The sequence below is a fragment of the Treponema sp. R8-4-B8 genome (genome assembly GCF_054786175.1).
Genome location: NZ_BDHE01000488.1, coordinates 93,882 through 107,302, shown reverse-complemented (window position 1 = coordinate 107,302; position 13,421 = coordinate 93,882). Strand labels below are relative to the sequence as shown.

Genomic DNA, 13,421 nt, shown 5'->3' with positions numbered 1-13,421 from the left:
TGTGATCTTTGTACCTTTGTGCCCTTTGTGTAAGGTCTTTCGAATTTTTCTATGTTGAATCAATATCGCAACTATGTTAGAATAATAAATTAAAATGAACAGAACAAAAGCGGGGTATGTTGAAGGAACCGTTTCAATAGTAGTAAATTTTCTGTTATTTATACTGAAAATTTGGGCGAGCGTAATATCGGGTTCTGTCGCGCTTGCCGCTGACGCATGGCATACGCTGTCCGATTCCATCAGCTCGATAGTTGTCGTTATTGCCTCGAAATTAGCGGCAAAAAAGGCTGATAAGGAACACCCGTTTGGGCACGGCAGGTGGGAACAGATTGCTTCGCTTTTTATCGCTGTAATTTTAGTCGTCATCGCGTTTGGTTTTTTGGATAGCTCAATCAGGCATTTTTTGGATAAGGATAAGGTTGAATATGGGACAATAGCGGTAATTGTCACCGCCGTTTCAATTCTTGTAAAAGAACTGCTGGCGCAATACGCGTTTTATATCGGGCGCAAGACGGGTAATTCCAGCGTAAGAGCCGACGGCTGGCACCACAGATCGGACGCGCTTTCTTCCGTGGTTGTGCTTATCGGCATTTTATTCGCGAAACAGTTCTGGTGGATTGACAGCGTGTTGGGAATAATAATCGCCATTATGCTGTTTTACGCGGCTTTTACAATTTTAAAAGAAGCCATAAATAAAATTTTAGGCGAGCAGCCGGATCAGGATTTGATAGATAAACTGACAAAAGAAATCCAAAGCATATATTATGATGATTTAAAAATCCATCATTTGCATATTCATAATTATATTTCTCAAAAAGAATTAACTTTTCATATAAGGCTTAATAAAGATTTAACAATAGAAAAAGGCCACAGGATCGCGTCAGAAATTGAAGAAGTTATTTTAGATAAATTCGGCATGACCGCGACCATCCACGTGGAACCTTTAAAATATTAACGCCGAAAGTATTTTACGATCATACAGAACATTATTCTCAAATTTTCTCTCGCAAAGGCGCGGAGGCGCAAAGTTCTTGTCCGATAGCTCATTATTGATCTAGATATATTAGTTTAACTAGAAATTTTAAAGGAAAAACGATAATCTCACAAACAACAACTTTGCGTTCTTTGCGCCTTTGCGTGAGGTCTTCTTTATAAATATTTAGCCGTTACAAAGTGCTATGTTTGCTCCTGGTTCGTGGTAAAATTCAGATTTATTGGGCAACTCCCGTTATTTAACGCAATGTCCTTAATAGCGCCCTTAATTCAGGGTTTGCCGCGCTTTCAGCGGGTTTGCTTGTTTTTTTGGCTTGAAGGATTACTTCGTCTCCCGGTTCAATGCGGTCAAAGAAACCGTTTCTCGCCAAAGCGCCAATGGCTATCTCTTCGTCAACATTGGTGATTGTAAGTTTCCCTATAAGCTCATCGCTTGAATAGATGATGGCGATGCCTTCGTTCGCGGTCTGCATACGCCCGCGCTTTACAACGTCGTATACGGTATCCTGCTGTATGCCGTCGGCCTTTCCTTTGTTGATCAGCGCCTGTCCCTGCTTTCGGATAAGAAGCCTGCCTCGAATCGGCAATGACGATGAAAACTGCGTTACTATGCCTCGTGAAGCGTCGCGCAATCTGTCAACTCCTGTGCGGTAAGTGTAAAAAGTTCCGGCGGGAGAGCCTGTCCTTCCAACAAAAGCTTCGGCTTTTATGGAAATGTCGCGCTCGTTTTCCGTAACTGAAACAAGAATGAAATAATCCGCCCCGCTTTCCCTCGCGTGTTTGAATGCCTGTGAAAAAACCGCCTGACGCAAATCCAGATTCATTGGGGTAATATTACGGTCATGAACGAGCAATTCGCGGATAACGCCCGCGGCGACAGACCCCGCGTCCGCGTGGCAGAAGCTTGATTGCCCCGCAAGCGAAAAGATAGCGATCTTCCAATGCCTCTCCGCCAAATCAACAGGGTTTACCTGCCATTGTTTAAAGAGCGCGTTTGATAAAAGGGAGCCGTAGGCTTCCACCGCGTCGTTTATGCTGCGGTCTGCTATGCCCTGATCCTGCAAGAAGCGAAGTTCTTCAAGGTAGCGGGCGGGGTAGCCGGAAAGCCTGAGCAATTCCGCGTATTCGCGCCTGTCCATCGCAAAGGGATTCATTCTTAAACCGCGGCGGTATTCAAAAAGCGCCTGATCAATTAGATTGCGCTGGCGGAAACTTCGCGCTTTGTTAAAGTGCCACGTCGCAAATCTAGCGCGGCGCGGATCTTCAATAGCGGTGAAAGAGAAAAGAGTTTCTTCCAACACGGCGCGGATAAATTCATCTTCTTCATTAACGGAGATGGCGGTTGACAGGACCGTTATCGCGTCCTGATTGCGGTTCATCCTGAGAAGGGACAGCCCTTTTAAATACCACGCTCCCATGTCCTGCCTGTTGCCCGCGATTATAATGTCGCAAAGCCGCGCCGCTTCTTCGTACTCGCCGTTACGGTAACGGAGAGTCGCCATTAAAGAGCGGCTAGGCGCGTGATCGGGTTTGTAGTAAAGGGAACGTTCCGCAAAACCGATAGCATCCGTAATTTTATTATTCATGGAGTAAATGTAAGACGCGTAATAGTAAACGCGGTAATCTCCCGGATGCTGCAAAAGGGCGCTGTTTATGTAATTAGCGGCGGTATCTCCGTCTCCAAGGGAAAGAGTTACAAGGGCGAGTGAGATTAAAAGCCTGCGGTCGTCTGGGTAGCGCCTTACCGCGTCACGGTAACGCAGCATGGCTTCGGAAGGCCTGTTTCTCGCGATGTCAAGTTCACCGGCGGCAAACAAGGTTTCCCTGTTGTAAGGCTCTTTCGCGAGTATTTCGTTGACAAGAACGGAGGCGGCGTCCAGTTGCCCAAGCGCGATTAGGGTAAAAACTTCCAAGTTCGCTACGGACATGTTGGTCCGCGCCAGCTGTTTCGCTTTTCTTACCCAGTTAAGCGCTTCATCAAATTCCGCAAGCTCGTAGTAACATTCGGCAAGTGAGGCGGTTCCCTCCGCATGGGCCGGATTGAGCCTTAAACATTCAAGGAATGATTCAACGGCGGAGTACCAGTTTTCATCGGCCATTTGGTTTCTGCCGCGCTCAAAATAAGAAGCCGCCGTTCCCCGCTCCTGCGCGGCAGACGCTACGGGAAAAAACGACACGGCGCAAATAAGACAAATTAAAATTCTCAAACGCGGCATTTTACCCCCTCCCCTTTAAAAACAACTATTCCTTTTTATGGGTTACAATTTTTATCAAGTTAATTTTATGCCCGTCCATTTCCTGTATGATAAAATCGTAATCCCTATATTCAATTTTTTCATTCATTACAGGTATTTTGCCGAATAGATCAAATACAAAGCCGCCAAGCGTGTCAAAGTCGTCAACCGGAAGTTCCATGTTTGTTTCTTCCGCTAAAAATTCAAGGTTTACCCTCGCGTCGCATAGCCACACGCCTTCGCCAAGTTTTACCACGTCTTCGGTTTCATGGTCAAACTCGTCCTGAATGTCTCCGATTATTTCTTCTATTATATCTTCCATAGAAACGATGCCTGACACTCCGCCGTATTCGTCCACTACTACCGCGATATGGACTTTTTTGCGGCGCAGTTCGCGCAAAAGATCGTCGATATGTTTTGACACCGGCACGAAAAAAGGCTTTCTTACCATCGAATTAATGTCAAAAGGTTTGACGTTTACAAGGGCTTTTAATACGTCTTTTACGTGCAATACTCCTATTACATTGTCTACCGTGTCCTTGTATACGGGAAAACGCGAATGTTCGCTTTCAGAAATGCATTTAAGCAATTCATCTTTTGACGCGTCGGCTGAAAGAAAAACAGCGTCGGTTCTTGGAACCATCACTTCTTTGACCGTGGTGTCCGATAATTCCACAACGCCCCTGATCATCTGTCTTTGATCTTCTTCCAGTCCTTTAATTGCCTGCGTATTGATCTTAAAAGGGGCTTTCAATTTTTTTCTCCCTTATGGGGGATTATCTGTTCTTTTCCCAGCTTGTCCAGTATCTTTTCCTGTAACTCGAGCATCGGCTCATCCTTTTCCAAAGTTTTATGATCCATTCCGTCTAAGTGAAGAATACCATGAATTAGCAATCTGCGTAACTCCTCATCTTGAGGGGTTTGAAAATAAAGGGCGTTTTCCTTCATAGAGTCCAGGGAAATGACGATGTCCCCAGGCAAATACGTTGTTTTTCCGCCTTCTTTTATTGTTTCGCCAAGGTTAAATGAAAGTATGTCCGTAGGCTCGTTCTTATCGCGGTATTGACGGTTTAAATCGGCGATTGTTTTGTCATCGCAAAAAAGAACGGACAATTCCCAATTATCGCGTTTTATTTCATCAAGGACTTTCAGAGCAAAGAGGCACGCGTCGCCGCTCCATGAAGGCAGGGGGATTTCCAGAGCGTTGATAGTCACATTATTCATCCTGCTTTTCCTCTTTTTGTTTAGGGTACTCGATTCTTGCGTGATAATAACCCGCGAGCACTCTTACAAAAGTCTTTTTAATTATTTCAAGGTCGCGGAAGGACAGATCGGATTCAGAAAGCTGGCCGTGCTCGATTTTTGCCTCGAATAACTGTTGAATAAATTTATCAATTTTGCTCGCCGTAGGCTTGTTTAAAGTCCGTACCGCCGCTTCTGAAATGTCCGCAAGCATTACAATAGCCGATTCCTTTGAGCGCGGCGGGTTGCCCTGATACGAAAAATCTTCGGAACTGACGGTTTCTTCCTGCTCGGTCGCCTTGTTGTAAAACCACGAAATGATCGAGTTGCCGTGGTGTTCCGCTATTATTGAAATTACGTCTTTGGGAAGCCCCAGACTTTGCGCTTTTTCAACGCCCAGTTTAACATGGCTTCGGATTATTGTGGCCGAAAGGCGCGGATTTATTTCATCGTGCCTGTTATGATTGGTTTGGTTCTCGACAAAGTAGTCGGGGTTTTCCATTTTACCGATGTCATGGTAATAAGCGCCGACTCTGGCGAGGAGGGCGTTCGCGCCAATATCCTGACACGCCTGTTCGGCCAGATTTGCCACCATCAGCGAATGGCTGTAAGTTCCCGGAGCCGTCGTGAACAGTTTGCGTAAAATAGGCGCGTTTAAATCGGACAGTTCCATAAGCCTGAACGGAGTTACCGCGTTCAGCGCGTGTTCAAGTGGCGGCAAAAAGCCGAGTGTTAACATCCCGCAGATAATGCCGTTAAGCGCCGCCCAAAATAATAGGGCGGGGTATTCATAAATGTTAGCCTGGCGGATAAGCAATACCACCACAACCGCGAAACAATTTGCGCCGGCGATTACAACTCCCGCCTTTATCAAGCTCATCCTGTTTGATTCGTTATGAAGGACGGTAGACGCCGCAGCCCCTGAAACAAGCGCGATTAAATATGAATAGTTGTCAAAAGCGCCGGTAAAATATGCGCCTAACGGCAAAGCTATCGCCATGATCATTGCAAGTCTTTTTCCCATAAAAACGGCCAGCAGCATTATAAATAGCCCGGTGGGAATAGCGAGGGATATTGGAAATGCGTTGACAAAGGAAGAGAGATATTTAATTAACACTAGACATATGATGTAAGCGCCGGTAATGGAAGCAAGCAGATAACGCTCGCTGTTATTCAGCTCTTTGCCAAGAATCGCGCGTCCCTGTAAAATAACATACATGGCGTAAAATAAGAAAACAAGGAAAATAGTGCCGATAATTTTCCGCAAATCTTCCATAGAACCGATTTTTTCACATGCAATTATCACCACTATTATAATGACGCATAACACAATGCTGAAAAAAGCCGGACCTGAACGAAAACGGCTTAATAGCGAGTTAATGACTTTTTTTTCGTTTTCATTTTTCGCTTTCATTGTATGCCTGTATTATTTTTTTTATCAGCGGATTACGCGCCACGTCGGTTGTATGCAGGAAAGAAAAGTTTAAACCCTCAACGCCTCTTAATATTTCCAAAGCGTGCAAAAGCCCCGAATCTGACTTGCGGTGAAGGTCAATTTGAGTGGTATCCCCCGTAATCACGGCCCTCGTGCCGTTTCCAATTCTTGTTAAAAACATTTTCATCTGTTCTTTGGTCGTATTCTGCGCTTCGTCTAAAATTACCATGCAGTCGTTTAAACTTCTTCCCCTCATGTACGCGAGAGGCGCGATTTCTATTGAACGGGTTTCTTCCATTCTGCTTATCACTTCATAAGGGACAAGCGATTCCATAGCGTCGTAGAGCGGCTTTAAATACGGGTCTATTTTTTGCGCGAGATCGCCGGGAAGAAATCCCAAATTTTCACCGGCTTCCACTACCGGGCGCGTAAGGACAAGTTTTCGCATTTTTTTTGAAAGCAGCATTTGAAGGGCGTGGGCTATCGCAAGATATGTTTTTCCGGTGCCGGCCGGCCCTATGCAGAAGCAAATTTCATTTTCCCTCATTCCCTGAATATAAAGCGCCTGATTTCTGGTGCGTGGATAAACGCGGTTAAAACCGTGGGGGATTTGAATCATTGAATCGCGGAAAAAACTGCCGCCCTTTTCTTCAGTTTCTGAAAAAGGCAAATCATCCGCAAGGGCGCGGATATACTCGGCAGAGGGGTGTTCGCCCTCATTTACCGCTGTGATAAGATTATCCATTATCGTCCTAAAGCGTTTGATTCCAGCTTCATCCTGGCTTTCAAAATGAATCTCATTTCCCCTTGCCGTTATGAAACCGCCCAGAGTGCCTTCTATAACCCTAAGGTTTCCGTCATTTGCCCCGCAAATTCCGGATAAAAGCTCCCTGTTCTCAAAAGCTATAGTTATCCCGTCCTCCAAAAATACCTCTTTAATGATTCTATTCCTGATAAATAGGCTAGTCAAGTGGAGTTAGGGGTAAAGACATTTCTTATTTAACCGTCCATCTGTCAAGTCTGCCGTCATAACTGATATCAGATTTAATTTCTGTAATCGGCGTCCATGTTACAAGCAGGGTAATATCAGAGATAATGTTAATTGTCGGAATTCCTCCCGCATTGTCAGTCTTCTGGTATGGGTACATGCTGATTCTAAACGACGCCGTCCAATCGCCCAAATGATGAGTTAAATCAAGGCTGAATCTCTGCATTTTAAACCCTGACCTGCGCCGTTTTGATACGTCAACAAAATTAAATGAATCAAATAAATCCACAAACAAATTATTTTGCTCGCCTTCTGGATACATTGACGTTAATTCTTCCATTCCGGAAACGCCTTTGAAATATCTGAAAATTACGGCGTTTTGGGACGTTGCCGATATGGACAGATCCAGAAAATTGGTAAGACTTAAATTAAAGCCCATTGAAAATTGAAAGTTAGAATTGGTATATTGTTGTAAATCAAAATTTAACGCCGTATTAACATTAAAAGACAGATTAACGGTGTTTTTAAATATTTTTGTCGTGGGCAAAGAATAGTAATATGAAAATTTTAATTCTTTAGGAAACAGATCAGGTTCCCCTTCATTCGTCCATTTGCCGCCCCCGTAGGGATCCGGTACAAAAACCGATTTTGTCGTCCATATCATTAAAAAATCTGTTGTAAAATTCCATAACTTTAATGTTGATTTAAGATAGGTTAATTTTATATCGTCAATTTTATCCTCTTGCGGGGTAAATTTCATATTATGATTGAATGATCCTATTTTAGGGAATGTCAGAGTTTCATTTATGTCAAAAGGTTTGAATTTCCATTCATCTTCCGCTTCAGGTTTTTCCATACGATAATTAACGGATGTTTGTGATATCCAGACTCTGAACGCGGCGTTTGCCGTAATAAGCCCGTCAATAGGCGGAAGCTCCGCGCTAAATGAAATATTCTGATCCTTGTCAAATAATCTAGCCGCAAAATTCGCGGTAAGCCTGTGGCTGTTAAGTCCCAGTATGTCTTCTCCGTCTTTTCTTTCTTCTTTTACCCATGATCCCCATTCGGGCGTAAGCTCAGGGCCGTCCCCATCCGCGTATCTTTTTGATTTTACCAATGTGCCTCTAAAAGCATATTGAAAACTTGTTTGGCCAAATATGGGATCAAAAAAGAACGGTTTTAGCGTGCCGTTATAAGAGTAAGAAGACGTATAGTTTGTCATACCGTATTGTTGTTTGCGGGCTTTTTCCATTTCTGCCGTATTTACAACGCCTGTAATTGGATCCGTATACATTTCTTCATTCAAGTATGAATAATCACGCCATGTTCCGCTTCCTGAAAGGGCGATAGTATTGCTGAACAAACCCGTTGAATGATCTACGCGAAAATTTAAATTTGTATTTCCGCTAACGCTTGTCAGTATTGACTGGGATTCGTTCCAGTCAACGTCTTCATATGTGTTCCAGTTTTTTGACATAAACTGAAGTTCTGAAGAACTTGTTGGAGATATCGAATAATCAAAGCTGAATTTCGTATTTCCCGCCGACGGCAGGCTAAAAGTTTGGGAAAGAACAGGGGGAGCTATAATTTCCGCCGACGTTGTTTTTTCCCCGTTAATGTCATCCGCCGCCCACGGGGATATGGGAACGCCGATGCCGTTAAACGGATCTTCTGGCGTTTTGGAATCAGGCGTCCTGCTTGCCGGTTTTGACTGTACGCCGCCTAAAGAAAGCGGAGTTCCGGAAATTGAACTTGAAATGCTGTAAATTGTCCACCTGTCCGGCGCGTAAAAAAAACGGTTAGGAGAATTAGGATTTGTCTGGGTTATAAAAGTATCCGGTAAAATTTTAAAAGATAATGTTGTAGAAATGTTGGAAATGGAAAAGCTGGAAATGAAAGGGGAAAGTTTGCCCAATGACGGGCTTAAATTTCCTGTCATATGCCAATTATAAGTGCCGATTTCACTTTCCGCCGATTCCTCTTTAAATGACGCCCCTTTCTGCATCATATTCATCCAATCCATGCTTTCAGCGCGGTTGTTAGTAAAATCCCTGTCAACATACTTGTCGGAAAAATACGGGATATCCCATGAAAGGCCGCCGTATTTCATTGAAATGCCGCTTGTAAATTTAAGCCTGTAACGGAAAGGAACAGGCCATGACAAAAAGTTGGATTTATTCCAGTCAAATGTGCCGTCATAATTTGGCGCATACGGAGAATAGCCAAATTCCGTATCAGTTAACGTTCTTGTAAATCCTACTCCTAAAGACAAACCGGTTTGATTTAAGATTCCTATCTTTGGAGCGGTAAGCTCAAGCCCTATATACGCGCCTAAATTAACATAATAATCAAGCAAAGCTTTAAGACTGGTTGAATTTGTATCTTTTATAGGCCTGTTTGTCGTGCGAAGGAACAGGCCTTGAAGTTCTTTTTCCTTATTGTTTGAATTACCGATTATTCTGCTAAGAGAACTTTTTTCAGTAGACTCAGATTTGGGCTGGCCTATAAGATAAGTTGTTGTTTGAATAAAACCGCCTTCTCTGCTGCGGTATCCTATAACAGGATGAAAGACCACGTCATCCGCCGGATAATAAAAAAACGGAATATATAATACGGGGATTTCCCCTACGTTTAAAACCGCGTTAAAAATAGCGAAGTCAGAACCCGGCAGAAGCCATAATTTTGAAGCTCTGATTGACCAATACGCGTTCTCGTCCGTTCCGTTGGAGATCATGGCTTTTCTTAAAATTGTCACTTCCTGATCGCTTCTGGAAATTACCGATCCTGAAAAAAGATATGAAGACCCTTCGTTTTCCATTGTCGAACTGCCGTCAAGAAAAATACTTGACCAGTTGTCAATGTTTACGGTTATGCTTCTTCCCCGGAAAGTTTCTGTTTTATCCGATTCTGTTTTTTCGTACATTACGTTTCCGCTTGCAGTAATTATATTTCTTGTACGGTTAAACAGTATTTCATCCGCTCTTATTTTATGAGTTTTATCTCCGTCTTTTAAACTTATTTTAACGTCGCCTTTTAACCTCGCGTAATCTTCGTCAATTACGTCAATTGTAAAATACTCGGAGGCTTGGGAGGATTCAATAATTATTATTTTTCGTTTTTCATTATTATTGGCATTTGGTTCGCGCATGCTAAAATGATCTCTTATGCGTTTGGACAGTTCTTCTCTTGTACCGCCTTCCGAAAGCCCAAGAGTGCGGCACCATGCCGCAAGTTCGCTTAAAGATGATGTTTTTAGTTCCATTTCTATGCGCCGGTTTAAATGAGTATCGGTAATTATTTCTTCTTCTTGTTCTTCCTCGGCAGATTCATCCAATGGCGGCGGTTCTTCCTGCGCGTATAGCGCCGTAAAAAATTGAGATAATAAAATAAATAATAAGAAAAACCGTCTTTTTATCATTGTCTTTTATTCTTGCGTACCGCGTTACGATTTAACATTTCAGCCAGAAACGCGCCAGTGTATGACTCGCCGCATTTGGCAATTTGTTCAGGCGCGCCTGTCGCGATTATTTGTCCTCCTTTTTCGCCGCCTTCAGGCCCCAAATCAATAATGTGATCCGACTGCAAAAGCACGTCAAGATTGTGTTCTATCATTATAACCGTATTTCCCTGATCTACCAACCGTTGAATTACGTCCATTAACTGTTTTACGTCGGCAAAATGAAGGCCGGTCGTAGGCTCGTCAAGCATGTACAAGGTTCTTCCCGTGGAACGTTTTGAAAGCTCAAGGGCGAGCTTTACCCTCTGCGCCTCCCCTCCTGAGAGCGTAAGCGCCGACTGCCCAAGTTTCACATAACCCAACCCCACTGATAAAAGGGTCTGCATTTTTCTCGCGATCTGCGGTATGGGGGCGAAAAACGCCGCGGCTTCTTCGATGGTCATGTCTAATACTTCGGCGATATTTTTTCCTTTGTAGCGGATTTCCAGCGTCTCTTTATTAAATCTTTTGCCCTGGCATACGTCGCACATTATGTAAACGTCAGGCAAAAAATTCATCTCTATTTTAATCGTCCCGTCCCCTTCGCAATTTTCGCATCTGCCGCCGCGCACATTAAACGAAAAGCGCCCTGGCTTATACCCCCTCATTTTCGCTTCCGGCAGGTTGGCGAACAGATCGCGGATTGCCGTAAATCCTTCGACATAAGTAATCGGGTTTGATCTCGGCGTTCTGCCTATCGGGCTTTGATCGATATCAATTACCTTATCTATGTATTCCGCGCCGTCCAGTTTTTTATAAACGCCTTCCGTGTGATTAGAACCGTAGATTTTATTCGCAAGCGCGGGATACAGAACGTCGGAGAGCAAGGTAGATTTTCCAGAACCGGAAACGCCCGTGATGCAGGTAAAAATTCCAAGCGGAATTTCCACGTTGATATTTTTTAAATTGTGCTCGCTTACCCCTCTTAATTTTATAAATGCGCCGTTTCCCACTCTGCGTTCTTTTGGAATCTCGATTTTTAACGCTCCAGCCAAATATTGGCCTGTAAGGCTTTCTTTTACTTTCATCACTTCTTCGGGCTTTCCCTGCGCTACGACATATCCCCCATGAACGCCGGCGCCAGGCCCCAAATCGACAATGTGGTCGGCGGTGCGTAAAGTTTGTTCGTCATGTTCGACGACAATCAGCGTGTTACCCAGATCGCGCAGATACATAAGGGTGTCAATCAGGCGTTGGTTGTCTCTTTGGTGAAGCCCGATAGACGGCTCGTCAAGAATGTACAATACGCCCACAAGACTGGAGCCTATTTGCGTCGCAAGCCTGATCCTCTGGGCTTCACCGCCTGAAAGAGTGGATGCCTTGCGCTCAAGGCTGAGGTAATCAAGGCCGATGTTCTGCATAAAGCCAAGACGCGCGTTTATCTCTTTTAATATCTGATACGCTATTTTATTTTCATTCTTGTTAAATTTTACAGTTTTAAAAAAATGCAAAGAATCAGTTACCGATAACTTTGACAATTCCCAAATATTTTTTCCGGCGACGGTTACGGCTAACACTTCCGGCTTTAACCGTTTGCCCCCGCAGTCTTCGCAATCCTTTTGACTCATAAATTTTTCAAGCCAGTCTTTAATGCCCTGCGACTGCGTTTCAAGATAGCGGCGTTTAAGCTCTTCCAGAATACCGGGAAATTTTGACTGGTATTCAAAACGTCCCGTTCCTTCGCGGTTCACATAACGGACTTTAATATCATCGTCGCTGCCGTAAAGAATAGCGTTCACTATTTTTTTCGGCAGTTTGTTAAACGGCGTATCAAGGCTGAAATCGTAATGTTTGGCAAGACTTTGAAAACGGCTGCTGTTCCACGCGCTGTCAGGATTGTACGGGATAACGCCGCCTTCGTTAAAAGAGAGACTGCGGTCGGGGATTACAAGATCAGGGTCGAATTCCAACTTTATTCCAAGACCGGAACATCCGGGACACGCGCCAAACGGGTTGTTAAACGAAAAAAGCCTCGGCTGTAATTCGGGAATTGACACGCCGCAGTCGGGACAGGAATTTTTTTGCGAGAAAACCTGTTCTGAATTTTTTCCGTCCTCGTTAACAAGTACGATTATCAAGCCTTCAGCAGTTTGCAAAGCCGTTTCCACCGACTCCGCCAATCGCGAGCGAATCTCTTTTCCAATTACAAGCCTGTCAACGATAATTTCGATAGAGTGTTTTTTTTGTTTGTCCAATTTGATGCTTTCGTCAAGGTTTACCGGAACTCCGTCTATTCTGGCTCTTGCGAATCCCGCCTTTCGCGCGTCTTCGATTATTTTTTGATGTTCTCCCTTTTTCCCGCGAATGACGGGAGAGAGCAGTTGAATTTTCGTTCCTTCTTTAAATTGTAAAATCGTCTCGATTATTGAATCCACAGGCTGTTCGCGGATTTCCTTGCCGCAGACAGGGCAGTGCGGGACGCCGATTCTGGCGAAAAGAAGGCGGTAATAATCATAAATTTCGGTAACGGTGCCGACGGTTGAGCGCGGATTACGATGGGTGGTTTTTTGTTCGATTGAAATTGCGGGGGAAAGCCCTTCGATGTAGTCCAAATCGGGCTTGTCCATGCGCCCCAAAAACTGGCGGGCGTAGGCGGACAAACTTTCCACATAACGTCGCTGTCCTTCGGCGAAAATCGTGTCAAACGCGAGCGAACTTTTGCCTGAGCCGGAAAGCCCAGAAATAACGATTAATTTGTCGCGAGGAAGTTCAAGATCAATGTTTTTTAAATTATGTTCACGCGCCCCCTTGATGATTAATTTGTCCATAACGTGAGTATAGCGGTTTTTAAGAGGGTGGGGAATAGGGGGCTTTGCCTTGTGTTTATGATAAATATAGTCATTGTTAGCATTGTAATAATATCATATAAAACATATATTAGACTTGTAATAATGATATATATATATGTATATACCTTGTATAAATGATAATAAAATATGTATAAAGAATTGTAATATATGCATAAAAAATGTATATAAGCCTTGTGAAAATGATTATAATTGCTATTTATAAGCTTGTATATTATGTAAATAT

Annotated in this window: 8 protein-coding genes; 1 reads left to right on the top strand and 7 read right to left on the bottom strand. The window is 43.7% G+C overall.

The window, feature by feature from the left end:
• Positions 1-94 precede the first annotated feature (94 nt).
• A complete protein-coding gene (locus ACYVRA_RS15120; protein WP_461253563.1) occupies positions 95-955 on the top strand; it encodes a cation diffusion facilitator family transporter in 861 nt (286 codons plus the stop codon).
• A 277-nt stretch (positions 956-1,232) separates the two neighbouring features.
• On the opposite strand, the gene ACYVRA_RS15115 is transcribed toward ACYVRA_RS15120, so the two are convergent.
• From ACYVRA_RS15115 to uvrA, 7 genes are all read right to left on the bottom strand, one after another.
• Complete coding sequence (locus ACYVRA_RS15115) at positions 1,233-3,209, bottom strand: tetratricopeptide repeat protein (protein ID WP_461253562.1); 1,977 nt, start codon at positions 3,207-3,209, stop codon at positions 1,233-1,235.
• 25 nt (positions 3,210-3,234) lie between these two features.
• Positions 3,235-3,981, bottom strand: a complete 747-nt coding sequence (locus ACYVRA_RS15110; protein ID WP_461253561.1) for a hemolysin family protein — start codon at positions 3,979-3,981, stop codon at positions 3,235-3,237.
• Complete coding sequence (gene ybeY, locus ACYVRA_RS15105; protein WP_461253560.1) at positions 3,978-4,451, bottom strand: rRNA maturation RNase YbeY; 474 nt, start codon at positions 4,449-4,451, stop codon at positions 3,978-3,980. Before ybeY ends, ACYVRA_RS15110 begins: the two co-directional genes overlap by 4 nt.
• The gene (locus tag ACYVRA_RS15100; protein WP_461253559.1) at positions 4,444-5,883 is read right to left on the bottom strand and encodes an HD family phosphohydrolase; all 1,440 of its coding nucleotides are present in this window, start codon (positions 5,881-5,883) and stop codon (positions 4,444-4,446) included. The genes ybeY and ACYVRA_RS15100 overlap by 8 nt, the downstream gene beginning before the upstream one ends.
• Positions 5,867-6,829, bottom strand: coding sequence for a PhoH family protein (locus ACYVRA_RS15095; RefSeq protein WP_461253558.1), 963 nt, complete (start codon positions 6,827-6,829; stop codon positions 5,867-5,869). Before ACYVRA_RS15095 ends, ACYVRA_RS15100 begins: the two co-directional genes overlap by 17 nt.
• A gap of 70 nt (positions 6,830-6,899) precedes the next feature.
• Positions 6,900-10,310: an LPS-assembly protein LptD gene (locus ACYVRA_RS15090; RefSeq protein WP_461253557.1), complete on the bottom strand. Its 3,411-nt coding sequence runs from the start codon at positions 10,308-10,310 to the stop codon at positions 6,900-6,902.
• Positions 10,307-13,156, bottom strand: coding sequence for an excinuclease ABC subunit UvrA (gene uvrA, locus ACYVRA_RS15085; protein ID WP_461253556.1), 2,850 nt, complete (start codon positions 13,154-13,156; stop codon positions 10,307-10,309). The genes ACYVRA_RS15090 and uvrA overlap by 4 nt, the downstream gene beginning before the upstream one ends.
• Between the last annotated feature and the right edge of the window lie 265 nt (positions 13,157-13,421).